We start from the raw sequence: 15216 nt of genomic DNA, 5'->3' as shown, positions 1-15216 counted from the left end.
CTCGGCCAACTCCTCCGTCAGCTTGGCGGGATCGCGGCGGTCGGACTCAGCGGCCGGCGGCCCCGGTGACGAGGCCGTCGATCAGGGCGAGGGCGTCGTGGGCCGCGTACTCCTTGGCGAGGCCGGCGGCGCGCTCACGGTACGAGGGGGCGGACAGGACGGTGTCCACGGCGGAGCGGAGCGCCTCGACGGTGGGGTCGCCGGTACGGAGGTTGACGCCGGTGCCGGACCACTCGACGCGGGCGGCGACCTCCGGCTTGTCCTCGGTGTCGCCGGCCACGACCAGCGGGACGCCGTGGGCGAGCGCGGCCTGGGTGCCGCCGTAGCCGCCGTTGGTGACGAGCAGGTCGGTCAGCGGGAGGAGGTCGGCGAAGGGGACGAAGCCGGCGACGCGGGCGTTGGCCGGGACGGCGGGCAGGTCGGCGGCGACCCGCTCGGCCGCGTCGGGGCGCCCGGTGGCGGCGACGACGAAGACGTCGTCGCGGTCCGCGAGGGCCCGCACGGTGGGGACGACGAGCCGGCCGAGGGCCGTGTTGGCGAGGGTGCCCTGGGTGACGACCACGATCCGCTTCCCGTCGGCGCGTGCGGTCAGGAGCTCGGGCCACCAGGCGGGCGGCTCCTGGGCGGTGCCCGGGTCGATGGGGATCGCGCCGACGAAGCGGACGGTGGCGGGCTGGTCGCCGCGCGGGTACTCGAAACCGGCCACGGTGAGCTGGAGGAACGCGTCGGCTGCCTGGATCCGGAGCCAGCCGAGCGAGCCTTCCGCCAGCGTCACCCCGGCGGTCGTGAAGCAGCCGCGCAGGTGCGCCGCGAGCGGCTTGCTCCGCTCGGCCATCCGCGCGGCCAGCTCGGCGTACCGGGCCCGCTCGGCGTCGTCGACGGGCGGCAGCAGGCCCAGCAGGTGCGGCGCGGTGTCCCGGCTTTCGACGCCGAGCGGCGAGATGCCGACGCTGAACACGGCCGGGCGGCGGTCCCGTTCCTCGCCGAGGGCGAGCGCCACGCCGCCGAGGAACAGGTTGTCGTGGAGGACCACGTCGGCCGGGAAGCCGGCCAGCACCTCGCGGAGCGCGCCGAGCTGGGCGGGGATCGGGTCGCCGAAGACGTGCATGACGTCCCACATGACCTGCTCGGGTCCGGCCGGGATGGCCTCCCGTCCGGGAAAACGGGCGGTCAGGTCACGGTCGTCGTAGTCGGCGGCGGCGGGCAGCGCCCGGAACACGGGACCGGCCGCCTCGACCTGCGCGCCGAACCGGGAGCCCCCGAGGAAGACGACCTCGTGCCCGAGGCCGGAGAGGTGGCGGGCGATCTGGAGCAGCGGCGCGTGATGGCCGGACACGGGCGTGGCGGCGACGAGGATCCTGGACACGGTGAAATTCCCCCTGGGTACGGATGTGTTGCGGTCGGCGCGCACCGCACGGGTGACGCGCGTAGCGAGCGTACGACCTGCGGCGACACGCCTCCGAAGCGTTGCCTGCGGACGGCGCGTCGGGCTGCTGGGAGGGGGCGGGCCCGGCCCGGAGGGAGGGACCAGGACCGCGGGGAGAGCGGCGGACCCGGCGCGGAGGGGCGGACCCGGCGCGGAGGGGCGGATCCGGACTGCGAGGGGGACGGACCGGCGCGCTGAGGGGTGGACCCGGACTGCCGGGGGGACGGACCCGGCCCGTCGGGTCCCGGGGACAATACCCCCGTGAAGATCACCGCACGTGAGCTCAACCGCGCCACTCTCGGCCGTCAACTCCTCCTCGAACGTGCCCCGTTGGGTGTGGCCGAGGGCGTCCGGCGGGTCGTGGCGCTTCAGGCGCAGCACCCCGGCTCGCCGTATCTGGCGTTGTGGAACCGGCTCGTCGGGCTGGATCCCGACGAGGTGGACGGCGTCTTCGCGCGCCGTGAGGTGGTGAAGGCGTCGCTGATGCGGATCACCCTGCACGCGGTGCACGCCGGGGACTACCGGATGTTCCGGGAGGCGTTGCAGCAGACGCTGTACGGTTCGCGGCTCGGGTTCCGGTTCGCGGAGACGGGCCTGACCCCCGCCGACGGCGAGGAGTTGGTGCCGGGCCTGCTGGCCTTCGCCGAGGAGCCGCGCACGGTGGCCGAACTGCGCGGGTGGCTGGCGGAGCGGGTCGGCGCGGAGCGGGCGGAGGGCGCGTGGTGGGGGCTGCGGGCGTACGCGCCGCTGCACCACCATCCGACGGGCGGGCCCTGGTCGTTCGGCCCGCGCCCGTCGTACGTGACCTCCGGCGGCGCGCCCGTCACGGGCCGCGAGGTCCCGCCCGAGGCGCTGCGGGGCCTGGTGCTGCGCTACCTGGAGGGCTTCGGCCCCGCGTCGGTGGCGGACATGGCCCAGTTCGCGATGGTCCGGCGCGCCCCGCTCCGCCACGTCCTGAAGGACCTCGACGCCGAGCTGGACCACCTCGAAGGCCCCGACGGCACCCCGCTCTTCGACCTCCCCGGCGCCCTGCGACCGCCCGGCGACGCTCCCGCCCCGCCCCGCCTGCTGCCCATGTGGGACAGCGTCCTGCTCGCGTACGCCGACCGGAGCCGCGTGATACCGCCCGAGTACCGCCGCGTGGTGATCCGCGTCAACGGGGACGTGCTCCCGACGCTGCTCGTCGACGGATACGTGGCGGGCGTGTGGCGCCCGGTCGAGGGCGGCATCGAGGCGACGGCCTTCCACGACCTCCCGGACCCGACATGGCAGGCCCTGGCCGAGGAGGCCCACGCCCTGTCCGCACTCCTCGCCACCCGCGACCCGTGGCTGTACCGCCGCTTCGACAACTGGTGGACCAAACTGCCCGAGGGACGGGTCCGGCTGCTGCCGGGGTAGGGCGGCGGGGAGCGCGGACAGGGCGGGGACCGCGTCGGTCGGGGCGGTCCCCTACCGCCCGTACCTCAGCGCCGCCGCGTACGCCTCGTCCGGGTCCAGGCGGCGCAGTTCCTCCGCGATGAGTTCCGCGGTGGTGCGTACCTTGAGGGCCATCACGCGGCTCGGCTGGCCGGGGATGGCGAGGTGGGCGACCGGGCCTTCCGGGCGGTCGATGCGGATCTCGCCGTCCGGGGTGCCCATGCGGACGGCCGTGACGACAGGGCCCTCGGTGACGACGCGTTCGACCGGGACGTCGAGGCGGTTGCCGAACCAGCGGGCGAGGAGTTCGGCGCTGGGGTTGTCGGCCTCGCTCTCGACGGCGGCCGAGACCACCGTCGTGCCGGCCTGGTCGAGGGCGGCGGCGAGCAGGGAGCGCCAGGGGGTGAGCCGGGTCCAGGCGAGGTCGGTGTCGCCAGGGGCGTAGGAGGCGGCGCGGGTGGCGAGCGCGGCGAGCGGGTCCTCCACGGCGTAGGTGTCGGTGATGCGGCGCTGGGCGAGCGCGCCCAGGGGGTCCTGGGAGGGCACCTCGGGGGCGTCGACGGGCCACCAGAGGACGACGGGCGCGTCCGGGAGGAGCAGCGGGAGGACGACGGAGTCGGCGCGCCGGCCGAGCTCGCCGTGCAGGCGGAGGAGGACGGTCTCGCCCGGGCCCGCGTCGGTGCCGACCCGGACCTCGGCGTCGAGGCGGGTCTCGCTGCGGCCCCGCGGGGAGCGGGCGTGCCGCTGGATGACGACCAGGGTCCGCGCGGGATGCTCCCGGGAGGCTTCGTTGGCGGCCTTCACCGCGTCGTAGGCGTGTTCCTCGTCGGTGACGATGACCAGCGTGAGCACCATGCCGACGGCCGGCGTGCCGACGGCACGGCGGCCCTCCAGGATGGCCTTGTTGATCTTGCTGGAGTTGGTGTCCGTGAGATCGATCCTCATGGTCGGCGCCCGGTCCTTCCCTCGCGTGTCCGCATGTGCTGCCCCGCTCTCCCCGTAGCACCGGTCGGGCTCCGGATCTTCCCGAACACTATCGAGGTGTTCAGGGCTCCCCGACCGAGAGGACCAGCTTGCCCCGGGTGTGTCCCCCGCTGTTGAGCCGCCATGCCTCGGCGGCCTCGCTCAGCGGCAGGACCTTCTCGACGGGGACGGTGAGGCGGCCCTCGTCGGCCAGGGCCGCCAGGGCCGTCAGCCCGGCGCCGTCGGGTCTCACCCAGACGTAGTGGCCGCCGAGGGCCGCCGCCCGGTGGTCGGCGATGGAGGCCAGGCGGGTGGGCGAGGCGAGGAGTTCGACGGAGACGTCGACGGCCTCGCCGCCGACGAAGTCGAGCGCCGCGTCCACGCCGCCCGGGGCCAGTTCCCGTACGCGGTCGGCGAGACCGGGGCCGTACGCGACGGGTTCGGCGCCGAGTTCGCGCAGGAACGCGTGGTTGGCGGGGCTCGCGGTGCCGATGACCCGCGCGCCGCGGGCCAGCGCGAGCTGGGTGCCGAGGGAGCCGACGCCCCCGGCGGCGGCGTGCACCAGCACGGTGTCACCCGCGCCGACGCCGACCCGGTCGGCGGCCTGGAGGGCGGTGAGTCCGGCGAGCGGCAGGCCCGCGGTCTGGGCCCAGCTGAGCGCGCGGGGCTTGCGGGCGAGCATCCGGACCGGGACGGAGACCTTCTCCGCGTAGGAGCCGTGCTCGGCGCTGTCCTTGCGGATGTAGCCGAACACCTCGTCGCCCGGGGCGAACTCGGTGGAGTCCAGGCCGTTGCGTTCGACGACCCCGGCGACGTCCCAGCCGGGGATCAGGGGGAAGTGGGCGACCATCAGGGGGTCCAGTCCGCCGGCGGCCAGCTTCCAGTCGACCGGGTTGATGCCGGCGGCCACCACCCGGACCAGGACCTCGCCGGGGGCGACCTTCGGGTCCGGGAGCTCCACCAGCGCGAGTTCCTCGGGGCCGCCGTACCGCGGCATCGTCATGGCGCGCATCGCGTCACCCCTCCGGGTCCGGGGCGGTCCCGTGCTCGGGTTCGGGCTCGGGTCGCGCCTCGGCCTGGGCCTGGGCGCGGCGCCCGACGACGGCCGCGGCGGCCAGAGCCGTGCCGACGAAGGCGACGGCGACCACCCAGGGGCGGTCGAGGACGTGTCCGGTGGCGTGGTCGACGGAGTAGCGGCCCGCTCCGGCGACGCCGATGGCGGCGGCGGTGAAGCCGAGGAAGGCGGGGTACTCGTATCCGCCGCCCTGGGCGAAGAAGCCGGCCGGGGCGTGCACGGCGACCGCGCCCGCCATGGCGCCCGCCGCGGCGGCGCCGGCCGCCGGGGTGGCGAGGCCGAGGGCGAGCAGGGCGCCGCCGCCCGCTTCGCCGAGTCCGGCGGCGATGGCGCTCTCCCGGGCGGGCGAGAAGCCCATCGCCTCCATTCCCTTGGCGGTTCCCTCGATGCCACCGCCGCCGAACCAGCCGAACAGCTTCTGCGTTCCGTGCGCGGCCAGGACGGCGCCGGTGCCGACCCGTAGGACGAGGAGTCCCAGGTCGCGGCGGTTGAGCGGGGTCATGGGGTCTCCCGGTGCGTGACGGGGCCGCGGCGAGTGCGCGGGCTCCACGGGCGTGGACGGACAGTGGTGTGGATGGACAGCGGCGTGGACGGACAGCGGTGTGGACGGACACGGGTGCGGACTCCAGCGGTGTGGACTCCACAGGTGCTCCCCACTCTGCTCCGGGTGGCGCCGCGACCCTCTGCGATGTTCGGCCATCCAGGTCATTTCTGGCATGTTTTGCGGCGTTCGTCCGGTGTTGCTTTAGTGAAAGCGCATTGCCCGCCCGACGGAAGTGGGACGCATGACCGCCGATTCCCCGGAGACCGCCGCCCTGCGCGCGAGGATCCGCGAGCTGATGCCACGCGCCAAGGAGGACCTGACCGCGCTGGTCGCGATGCGTTCGGTCGCCGACCCGCGGCAGTTCCCGCCGGAGGAGTGCGCCAGGACGGCCGACTTCCTCGTGGCGGCGTTCACGGAGGCCGGGCTGCGGGACATGCGGCGGGTGACCACCCCGGACGGCACGGACGCGGTGGTGGGGCACGCGCCGGGCCCGGAGGGCGCGCCGACGGTGCTCCTGTACTGCCACTACGACGTGCAGCCGCCGCTCGACGACGCCGCCTGGCGGACCCCGCCGTTCGAACTGACCGAGCGCGACGGGCGCTGGTACGGGCGGGGCACCGCCGACTGCAAGGGCAACATCGCCATGCACCTGACCGCCCTGCGCGCGCTCGGCGGCCCCGACGGCACGGGCTTCCCGGTCCACCTCAAGTTCGTCGCGGAGGGTTCGGAGGAGCAGGGCACCGGCGGCCTGGAGCAGCTGGTGCCGCAGCGGCCGGAGCTGTTCGCCGCGGACGCCCTCCTGGTCTGCGACACCGGCAACTTCGCGCTCGGGCTGCCCACCGCGACCACCTCGCTGCGCGGCCTGACCAACGTGGTGGTGACCGTCTCGACGCTCAAGGGCGAGATGCACTCCGGCATGTTCGGCGGCCCCGCCCCGGACGCGCTCGCCGCGCTGGTGCGGATCCTGGACAGCCTGCGCGACGAGGCCGGCAACACCACGGTCAAGGGCCTCCCGGACGACGGGACCTGGGACGGGGTCCCGTATCCCGTGGACCGGTTCCGTGCCGACGTCGGCGCCCTCGACGGGGTGTCGCTGCTCGGTACGGGCACGGTCGCCGACGAGCTGTGGGCCCGGCCCGCGGTGACGGTGCTCGGCATCGACTGCCCGCCGGTGGTCGGTTCCTCGGCCGCCGTGCAGGCGAAGGTACGGGCCCGGGTCAGCCTCCGGGTGCCGCCGGGGATGGACGCGGAGGAGGCGCGGGACGCGCTCTCGGCCCATCTGCTCGGCGCCGCGCCCTGGGGCGCGCGGGTCGAGGTGGAGCCGGAGAGCGTGGGCCAGCCGTTCCGGGCCCGCACGGAGGGCCCCGCCTACCGGGCGCTCGGCTCGGCGCTGAGCCGGGCGTACGGGAAGGACATGGTCCAGTCGGGGCAGGGCGGTTCGATCCCGCTGTGCAACGTGCTCGCCGGGCAGTTCCCGGACGCGGAGATCGCCCTGATCGGGGTCGAGGAGCCCGGCTGCCTCATCCACGCGCCCAACGAGAGCGTGGACCCCTCCGAGATCGAGACGATGGCGCTGGCCGAGGCGCTGTTCCTGCGGACGTACGCGACCCGCTCCGAGGGCGCGCGAAGAGGAGTGGAGTGACGTCATGACACAGACCGACGACCGTCCCTCGCGGGGCGATCTGCCCCCCGGACCGCTCGCCGCGCTGGCGGGGGTCGCGTGGCAGGCCCTGCTGATCGCGGGTGTCCTCGCGCTGGCCCTGGGCGTGATGGTGCTGGCCTGGCCTAAGGCCACCCTGACCGTGGTCGGTGTGCTGTTCGGCATCTACCTGCTGGTCAGCGGTGTGCTGCAACTGGTCGCGGCCTTCGGCACGCACGCGAGGACCTCGCTGCGGGTGATGGCCTTCATCAGCGGCACGCTGGGCATCCTGCTGGGCCTGTTCTGCTTCCGGGGCGCGACGCAGTCGATCCTGCTGCTGGCGCTGTGGATCGGCATCGGCTGGCTGTTCCGCGGCATCATGCAGACCGTCGCGGCGGCCTCGGACCCGGCGATGCCGGCCAGGGGCTGGCAGATCGCCCTGGGCGTCATCAGCGCGCTGGCCGGTGTGGTGCTGATCGTCTCGCCGCTGGAGTCGGTGGCGGTGCTGACGGTCCTCGCCGGCATCTGGCTGCTGGTGGTCGGCGTGGCCGAGATCGTGACGGCCTTCATGGTCCGCTCCCGCGCCAAGCAGATCCCGCCGGGCGTCTGAAGACGCGGCCCCATCCCGAGCCCGGCCCTGCTCGGGGTTCCCGTCCCGAGCCCGGCCCCGCTCCGGGCCCCCGTCCCGAGCCCGGCCCCGCTCCGGGGCGGCGTCCCGTCCCGGCCCCCTGTTCCGAGGCCCCGGCCCACCCGGCCGGGGCCTCGGCGCGCTGCGCTACATTTTGCCGGTCCTTGACCACGATCGATCGCGCGCACTCGGCGCACGCGGTCCCCTCCCCCCGGAGCCGGCATTCCCATGAGCGACATCGTCAACGGCCTCGGCCGGGCCTCCGCGTACGGCGCCCTCGGCGTCGTCCTGCTGATCCTCGGCATCTTCCTGGTCGACCTGCTGACCCCCGGGAAGCTGGGGCGGCAGATCTGGGAGGACCGCAACCGCAACGCCGCGATACTCCTGTCCTCCGCGCTGCTCGGCGTCGGCGGGATCGTCTTCACCTCGATCTGGACGACCTACGAGGACTTCGCCAAGGGCCTGGTGTCCACGGCCGCGTTCGGTCTGCTCGGTCTGGTGATGATGGCGATCGCGTTCCTCGTGGTGGACCTGGTGACCCCCGGCAAGCTGGGTGCCACCCTGGTCGACCCCGAGCCGCACCCGGCGGTCTGGGTGACCGCCTCGTGCAACCTCGCCGTCTCGGCGGTCCTGTCCGCCTCCATCGCCTGAGCCGGCCGCACCAGCCGGCCCGGCCGGTCCGGCGTCAGCTCGGGGGGATCGCCCCCGCGTAGACGTGGTCCGGGGTGACGACCTCGGTGATCGCCCGGGCGAGCAGCGTGGACGGCTCCTGGCCGCCGACGAGCGAGTCGGTGTTGATGAGGAGGACCAGGGTGGCCTTTCGCTCGGGCAGGTAGACCGTCACGGTCTCGTAGCCCGGCAGCGAGCCGTTGTGCCCGATCCAGCCGTTGGTGTCGAGGATCCCGAGGCCGTACGAGGTGCCCGGGAAGCCGGTCGGCAGCGTCTTGAGGCGCTGCGCCTGGGTTTCCGGGCTGAGCAGGCGGCCGGTGGCGAGGATCTCGGCCCAGCCGCGCAGGTCGTGCAGGGTCGAGGTCATCGCCCCGGCCGCCCAGGCCCAGCTGGGGTTCCAGTCCGTGGCGTCCTCGACCTCGCCGCTCAGCGTCTGGTCGGTGTAGCCGTGGGCGTGCGGCTGCGGGAACTCGGCGGCGTACGGGAGCGCCGTGTCCTTCAGGTGCGAGGGCCGCAGGACCCGGTTCCGGATGACGTCGGAGAGCGGGTGCCCGGTGACCTTCTCCACCACCAGCCCGAGCAGGACCAGGTTGGTGTTGGAGTACTCGAACTTCGCGCCGGGCTTGAACGTGTTCTTGTGCTTGAAGCCGTATCCGAGCACCTCGTGCGGGGTCCACTGGCGCTGCGGCTCGCTGAGCAGGGCGTGGACGAAGTCCTTGTCCGCGGTGTACGGGAAGAGGCCGCTGCGCATCTCGGCGAGCTGGCGCAGCGTGATCCGCCGCCCGTCCGGCACGCCGTGGACGTACCGGGAGATCGGGTCGTCGAGCCCGATCCGCCCGTCGTCCACGAGCTCCAGGAGCGCGGTGACCGTGAAGGTCTTGGTCTCGCTGCCAATCCGGACGTACGTGTCGGTGAACATCGGCGCGCCGGTGGCCTTGTCGGCGACTCCGGTGGCGCGCACATAGCTGCCCCGGCCCGGCATCCACAGGCCGACGACGACGCCGGGGATGCCCGCCTGCCGGCGGACGTCCTCGATCGTCTTGTCCAGGCGGGCGGTCAGCTCGGGGCCGAGGCCGTCCGGCGGGCAGTCGTCGCCGTTCCGGCCGGTGTCGTGGCGGCCCGCGCTCGCCGCGTGGACGGGGGTGGCGGGGGTCGCGGCCACCGGGGCCAGCACGGACGCCACCAGCAGCGTCGCGGCCAGCAGCCGGCGGGAGGGGGCACTTCGTCCAGGTCGTCGCATGTCGGGGGCTTCTTCCGGGTCACGGTCTAGGACGGCCAGGTGACCACCGGCGCCGGAGAAGGGGCGCACCGCTCCCGGGCGTGTTCCGGGGAGTCCACTCGATCGGAGCCGCCCGGGATCGCCGGTGCGGCCCGGCCGCCCGGCGCCTACGCCTACGCCCGCGCCGGCCGGGCCGCCTCCACCTCCAGGAAGTGGCGTCGGCGCGGGCCCCGGTAGAGCAGGGCGTCCCAGCCGAGCCGGGCGAGGACGGCGGCGCAGGCCGTGAGGGCGGCCTCCTCCTGGTGGGCGGCGCCGGAGCCCGGCGGGCCGAGCCACTCGACCACCGCCGTGCCGGGCCGCTCGCCGGCCGTGACCCGGTAGCCGGTGGCGGTGCGGGCGCCTGCGGCGTCGAGCGCGGAGGGCGGCTGCCGGGCCGCCTCCAGGGCGAGGGCGATCGCCCGCACCGGCTGTCCGAGCTCCCAGGCGGCGGGGCTCGCCGCCGGGTCGCCGCCCTGGCTGTTGGTCAGCCGTCTGATCTGGAGCAGCCCTTCCCACGCGGCCCGCACCTCGCGCGAGCGCTGCTCCACGTCCCCCTCGGGCGGCGCGGGCCCGTCCCCCGTGGCCGCGTGGAAGGTGCTCACAGCAGCCGCCGGATGTCGCCGCGGACCCGGTAGAAGCCGCCCGAGGCCGGGTGCAGGGCGTCGACGACGTAGCGGGCGCCGGGCTCCCGGATGGCGCGCGGGAACTGCACGTTCCACCCGGTCTCGTATCCCTCGGTGACGACGTGGACCCGGGTCCTGCCGCCCTCCTGGATGCACTCCACGACGACCGTGCCGGCGGGCGCGGCGCGGACCGCGTCGACGGCGGCGACGGTGGTCGCCGGGGCGTACGTGGGCAGGGCGGCGGCCAGCTTGATGTCCTGGGCGACGGGGACGGTGCCCTGCTGGGCGGCGGCGATGGCCGCCTCGCTCGCGTCCACGCAGAGCAGCGAGCCGTCCGTGGTCACCAGGTAGAGGCGCTCGTCGCGGTACTGCATCGAGAGGGCGGAGCCGCCGCCGGTGCCCAGCTTCCACAGCCGGGTGCCGTCCTCGGCGAAGCAGTAGACGGAGGAGGCGTTGTCCCCGGCGAAGACGAACCGGCCGCCCGGGGAGGTGGCGCACGAGTACACCGGGCTGTCGCAGCCGTAGACCGCCTCGGTGCGCCCGTCCCGCTTGGCGAGCCGGTGCACCTTGCGGCGGGCGGTGCCCGCGTAGACGGAGGCGGACTCCTGCCAGCCGAAGAGCACCCCGCCCTCGGCGGGGGTGTGCCACAGCTCGCCGCCGCCGTCGGGGGCGTAGGCCGTCACGCCGCGGCTGTCGCCGTAGTAGACGCCGTCGGCGTCCGCGCGCACCATCCAGGCGTGCTCGCCGCGTCCGGAGCGGGACCACTGGTGCTCGTCCTCGTGGTCGATGACGGTGAGCCGGCCGGAGCGGTCGGCGACGTCGAGGACGCCCTCGTGGATGTCGAGCCAGAAGATGTCGACGTCGGCCGCGATGTCGTAGGCGGCGAAGGGCAGCTTGGACGACAGGTCGTAGACCCGGCCGTCGTCGCAGCCCGCGTAGATCCAGAAGTCGTCGGCGACCAGGCACTTGACGCCGTCCGGGAGGCTGAAGCGGGCCTGGACCTCGCCGGTGTGGCCGAGGGTGAAGACCTCGCCCGCCTGGTTGCCCACCCAGCAGCGCTCGTCGTCCACGTGGATGCCGAAGGCCGCGGAGCCGGTGCGGAAGCGCCACAGGACGGGGGCGACGGCGCGGGCGGTGGAGGGCGCGGAGCTGACCTCGCGGCGGCTGACCGCGCGGGCGGCGCGCTGTCCCTGGACCGCCGGCGCGTACCCCTTGCGGACCTTCTCGCCTATCTTCTTGGCCGCCGCGGCCTGCGCCTTCTCGACGGTGGCGAAGGTCGAGGTCTGCGTCTGACCGGTCGCGCCGATGCGTCCGTAACGGACCGACACCACCGTGCCGGTGACCGTCACTTCGTAGAACTTGTGCGCGCCGCCGCCGTCCTGGGACAGCTCCAGATAGGTCTTCGTCGTCATGTCGAGAACGGTAGGGGGAGCCACTGACAATCGCGCACGGCCGCCCCGCGGAGGGGACTCCAGGGACCAAAGTCCGTCCGATTCGGGACTTTAGTCATGGCATTTCGGACATTAACCCCTGTGACGATGGTTCTGAAGATCATCAGACACGTCGTCACCTCGACGGGGGACAGCCGGAAGGGCCATATGACCGAGCGCCAGAAGCGGCCCCTGCCCGTACGTACGCGATGGCACACCGACGGCATACCGATGGACGACCTGTTCCGGGCCGACCCCACGTCACCCACCGCGACGCTCGCGCCGCTCACCCAGGAGACACGCCCGTCGCCCCCTTCGAGGACCACGCGCCCCCGGGCGCCGGAGCTGGGGGCCCGACACGAGGCCGACGAGCCGCCGGCGCCGTCCCGGCGCCCGCCGCCGGAGGAGCCCGAACTCGTCGAGCGCGGCGGCGCGGCGCTCCCCGGCTGGCTGGCCGTCCTCCTCGGCCTCGCCGCGCTGGGCGGCGCCGGGACACTGCTGTGGCGGGCCCGGCCGTTGCGGACGGTCCATCTGCTGCCCTGGGAGTGGGCCGCGTTCGGGGGCTGCGCCGCCCTCGCGGTGCTCGCCTTCGGCGGGCTGACCAGGGGCCGGACCGGCTCCGCCTGGGTGCTCTCGCTCTTCGGCCGCTACCGGGGCAGCGTGCGCCGCACCGGGCTCGTGTGGATCAGCCCGTTCGTGCTGCGCCGCCGGATCGACGTCCGGCTGCGGCACTGGCGCAGCGAGCCGATCGCCGTGGTCGACGCGGAGGGCGCGGCGCTGCGGGTGGTCGTCCTCGTCGTCTGGTCGGTGAAGGACACCGCGCGGGCGCTGCTCGCCGTGGACGACCATCTCGACTACCTGCGCGCGCAGGTGGAGGCCGCCGCCGCGCGTGTCCTGTCCCAGCTGCCCGCGGACGCGTTCCGGGGCGACGGACCCACCCTGCGGGACGCGGAGGCGGTCGGCGGGACGCTGACCCGGCTCCTCGCGGCCGAGTGCCGGCCGGTCGGCATCGCGGTCTTCTCGGCGCAGCCGACCCGGATCGAGTACGCGCCGGAGGTGGCGGCGGCGATGCAGCGGCGCCAGATCGCCGCGCTCGACGCCAAGCACCGCGACTCGGTGCTCACCAGCGTGATCGACGCGGTGGACGACACGGTGACCCGGCTGACCTCACGCGGCCTCGTCGAGCTCGACGACTTCGAACGCCAGGCCCTGGTCAAGGACTTGACCGTGGCCTTCTACACCCGGCGCGGCGGACCGGCCGAACAGGGCCGGGAGTGAGCGCCGAGCCGGTGCTCACCGAAGCCGACCACCGCCCCCGAGAGAGCGAGGACACCATGGAACTGCGGACCCCCGACTTCACGGACGAGACAGCCGGGACGGGCTGCGACTGCGCGGGCTGCGCCGCGGCCCGCGCGGCCGCCCGCACCGAGCGCGGCGGCGGCGCCGCGACCCTGCGCGGGGTGCGCTGCGCGGTCGTCGCGACGGTCGGCGCGGTGGCCCTCGCGGGCACCGGGGCGGCCCCGGCGGCGGCCGAGCCCGCCCCGTCGCACGCGGGCTGGGACGGCTCGCGCTACTGGTTCAAGAACGAGGCCGGCCAGTGGCGCTGGACGAGCCACCACGCCACGTACGCCCAGCGGACGGGCGAGACGGCGGCGAAGGCCCGGCAGCAGCCGCGGCGCGTCGGCGGGGAGCCGGTCTTCCGGGGGCGGCAGGGCTGGGACGCGACGGACCGGGTGTACTGGTTCCGCAGCGGCGGCCACTGGTACTGGACCAGCCACAAGGAGAAGTACGAGCAGCGCACCGGCGCCCGGGGCGGCGGCTCGACGGGCGACGCTTCGGGCGGCTCGTCGACGGGCAGCTCGCGGAGCTGGACGGCGCCCGTCTCCTCGTACGTCTTCACCGGCTTCTACGGGGAGCGCGGTTCCTGGTCGAAGGGCTACCACACGGGCCAGGACTTCGCCGTGCCGACCGGCACCACGGTCCGCTCGGTCGGCCCGGGCCGGGTGGTGCACGCCGGGTACAACCGGAGCTACGGCTACGAGGTGGTGGTCCGGCACGCCGACGGGCGCTACACCCAGTACGCCCACCTCTCCCGTATCGACGTGTCCCCCGGCCAGAGCGTGTCGGCCGGTCAGCGCATCGCGCGCTCCGGGGCCACCGGCCGGGTCACGGGTCCGCACCTGCACTTCGAGGTGCGGACCACGCCGTACTTCGGCTCGGACGTCAACCCGCTGGCCTACCTGCGCGGGCACGGGGTCCGCGTGTAGCCGCGGGCGACCCCGGCGACGGCGCCGGCCCGCTCCCGGCCGCGGATCCCGTTCCGTCAGGCGCCGTACGTGAGGGGGTCCGCGAGGATGTCGCGCAGGACGAGCGCCGCCGCCCCGCGGGCCGTGGTGGCGGTGGTCGAGGCGGCGCGCAGGCGGGCGGCGTCGGGCGGCCAGAGGGCGGAGACGACCCGGTGGGCGAGCTCGGTCTCGACGGCGGGGGCCAGCCAGGGCATGAGCCGGGGGTAGATACCGCCGAGGACCACGGCCTGCGGGTCGAGGAGGTTCACCGCTCCGGAGAGGGCGACGCCGAGCATCCGGCCGGCCTCGTCCAGGGCCGCGAGGGTACGGGGCTCGGCGGCGGCGGCGCGTGCGACGAGGGCGTCGAGCGAGGGGGCCCCGGCGGCGCGCAGCAGGGCGGGCTGGCCCGCGTACTGCTCCAGGCAGCCGTGCGAGCCGCAGCGGCAGCGGGGGCCGTCCGGGGTGACCGGGAGGTGCCCGATCTCACCGGCGAACCCGTGCGCGCCGCGCAGGAGTTCGCCGTCCAGGACGATCGCGCCGCCGACCCCGATCTCGCCGGTGACGTGCAGGAAGCTGCGGATCCGGCCGAGCTCGCCGAACCAGAGCTCGGCGAGCGCGGCGACGTTGGCCTCGTTGTCGGAGGCGACGGGCAGGCCGGGGGTGCCGGGCGGGCGGCCGGTGGCGGCGGCGAGGGCCTCGGTGAACAGGGCGTCGGCGTCGACCTGGTTCCAGCCCAGGTTGGGGGCCTGCCGGACGGTGCCGCCGGAGACCAGGCCGGGCAGCGCGAGCCGTACGCCGGTGGGGCGCAGCTCCTGCCGGGCGGCCTCCGCCAGGACCTCGGCGGCGATGTCCGCGGCCCGGCGCAGCACCTCGGCCGCGGGGCGGGCGCGGTGGTCCAGGGGCTCGGTGCGCCGTACCCGGTCGGCGCCGGTGAGGTCGGCGACGCACACGCTCACGTAGTCGACGTTGATCTCGACGCCGAGGCCGGCCGGTCCGGTACCGGCCGGCTTGAGGACGGTGCCGGGGCGGCCCGCCTGGCCGCTGAAGGTCTTCCCCGACTCGACGAGCAGCCCGAGCTCCAGGAGCTGTTCGGCGAGCGAGGACACGGCCGCGCGGGTGAGGCCCACCCGGGCCGCGACGGCCGCCCGGGTCGTCTCCCCGGCCTCGTGCACGGTGCGCAGGACGAGGCTCAGGTTGTGCCGGCGTACGCCCGCCTTGTCGGCTTTGGGCTCCGAGGGGTGGTGGGGGCTGTTCATCGTG

Annotated in this window: 14 protein-coding genes; 6 read left to right on the top strand and 8 right to left on the bottom strand. The window is 74.9% G+C overall.

Translation table 11 applies throughout. The features are described 5' to 3' along the window. Positions 1–46: 46 nt before the first annotated feature. Positions 47–1366, bottom strand: a complete 1320-nt coding sequence (locus tag AB0Q96_RS26290) for a nucleotide disphospho-sugar-binding domain-containing protein (RefSeq protein ID WP_365329557.1) — start codon at positions 1364–1366, stop codon at positions 47–49. A gap of 321 nt (positions 1367–1687) precedes the next feature. Between AB0Q96_RS26290 and AB0Q96_RS26285 the strand changes: the two genes are divergently transcribed. Beyond that, a complete protein-coding gene (locus AB0Q96_RS26285; protein WP_365329555.1) occupies positions 1688–2824 on the top strand; it encodes a winged helix DNA-binding domain-containing protein in 1137 nt (378 codons plus the stop codon). 51 nt (positions 2825–2875) lie between these two features. On the opposite strand, the gene opcA is transcribed toward AB0Q96_RS26285, so the two are convergent. The 3 genes from opcA to AB0Q96_RS26270 form a co-directional block, all read right to left on the bottom strand. Beyond that, a complete protein-coding gene (opcA, locus tag AB0Q96_RS26280) occupies positions 2876–3787 on the bottom strand; it encodes a glucose-6-phosphate dehydrogenase assembly protein OpcA (protein ID WP_365329553.1) in 912 nt (303 codons plus the stop codon). Positions 3788–3887: 100 nt separating this feature from the next. Continuing rightward, positions 3888–4817, bottom strand: a complete 930-nt coding sequence (locus AB0Q96_RS26275; RefSeq protein WP_365329551.1) for an NADP-dependent oxidoreductase — start codon at positions 4815–4817, stop codon at positions 3888–3890. A gap of 4 nt (positions 4818–4821) precedes the next feature. Next, positions 4822–5382: a DoxX family membrane protein gene (locus AB0Q96_RS26270; protein WP_365329549.1), complete on the bottom strand. Its 561-nt coding sequence runs from the start codon at positions 5380–5382 to the stop codon at positions 4822–4824. Positions 5383–5665: 283 nt separating this feature from the next. On the opposite strand from AB0Q96_RS26270, the gene AB0Q96_RS26265 reads away from it, so the two are divergent. The 3 genes from AB0Q96_RS26265 to AB0Q96_RS26255 all read left to right on the top strand — a co-directional run bounded on the left by AB0Q96_RS26265 (position 5666) and on the right by AB0Q96_RS26255 (position 8342). Further along, complete coding sequence (locus tag AB0Q96_RS26265) at positions 5666–7066, top strand: dipeptidase (RefSeq protein WP_365329547.1); 1401 nt, start codon at positions 5666–5668, stop codon at positions 7064–7066. A gap of 4 nt (positions 7067–7070) precedes the next feature. After that, positions 7071–7673 carry an HdeD family acid-resistance protein gene (locus tag AB0Q96_RS26260; protein WP_365329545.1) on the top strand — a complete coding sequence of 201 codons (603 nt, stop codon included), beginning with the start codon at positions 7071–7073 and terminating at the stop codon, positions 7671–7673. Positions 7674–7919: 246 nt separating this feature from the next. Further along, on the top strand, positions 7920–8342 hold the full coding sequence (locus tag AB0Q96_RS26255) for a DUF350 domain-containing protein (protein WP_365329543.1): 423 nt from the start codon (positions 7920–7922) through the stop codon (positions 8340–8342). A 34-nt stretch (positions 8343–8376) separates the two neighbouring features. Here AB0Q96_RS26255 and AB0Q96_RS26250 read toward each other — a convergent pair whose 3' ends face one another. The 3 genes from AB0Q96_RS26250 to AB0Q96_RS26240 all read right to left on the bottom strand — a co-directional run bounded on the left by AB0Q96_RS26250 (position 8377) and on the right by AB0Q96_RS26240 (position 11653). Then, a complete protein-coding gene (locus tag AB0Q96_RS26250; protein ID WP_365329541.1) occupies positions 8377–9600 on the bottom strand; it encodes a serine hydrolase domain-containing protein in 1224 nt (407 codons plus the stop codon). A 152-nt stretch (positions 9601–9752) separates the two neighbouring features. After that, complete coding sequence (locus tag AB0Q96_RS26245) at positions 9753–10220, bottom strand: hypothetical protein (protein WP_365329539.1); 468 nt, start codon at positions 10218–10220, stop codon at positions 9753–9755. Further along, a complete protein-coding gene (locus AB0Q96_RS26240) occupies positions 10217–11653 on the bottom strand; it encodes a WGR domain-containing protein (protein WP_365329537.1) in 1437 nt (478 codons plus the stop codon). Before AB0Q96_RS26240 ends, AB0Q96_RS26245 begins: the two co-directional genes overlap by 4 nt. A 126-nt stretch (positions 11654–11779) precedes the next feature. Between AB0Q96_RS26240 and AB0Q96_RS26235 the strand changes: the two genes are divergently transcribed. Next, the gene (locus tag AB0Q96_RS26235; protein WP_365329823.1) at positions 11780–12949 is read left to right on the top strand and encodes an SPFH domain-containing protein; all 1170 of its coding nucleotides are present in this window, start codon (positions 11780–11782) and stop codon (positions 12947–12949) included. Continuing rightward, on the top strand, positions 12946–13938 hold the full coding sequence (locus AB0Q96_RS26230) for a M23 family metallopeptidase (RefSeq protein WP_365329535.1): 993 nt from the start codon (positions 12946–12948) through the stop codon (positions 13936–13938). Before AB0Q96_RS26235 ends, AB0Q96_RS26230 begins: the two co-directional genes overlap by 4 nt. A gap of 56 nt (positions 13939–13994) precedes the next feature. Here the strand turns inward: AB0Q96_RS26230 and AB0Q96_RS26225 are convergent, their stop codons facing one another. Then, a complete protein-coding gene (locus AB0Q96_RS26225) occupies positions 13995–15212 on the bottom strand; it encodes an ROK family transcriptional regulator (RefSeq protein WP_365329534.1) in 1218 nt (405 codons plus the stop codon). Between the last annotated feature and the right edge of the window lie 4 nt (positions 15213–15216).

Origin of the sequence: Streptomyces sp. NPDC093111 (assembly GCF_040683955.1) — a bacterium.
Classification (GTDB): domain Bacteria; phylum Actinomycetota; class Actinomycetes; order Streptomycetales; family Streptomycetaceae; genus Streptomyces.
This window is presented reverse-complemented; position numbering and strand designations above follow the sequence as displayed.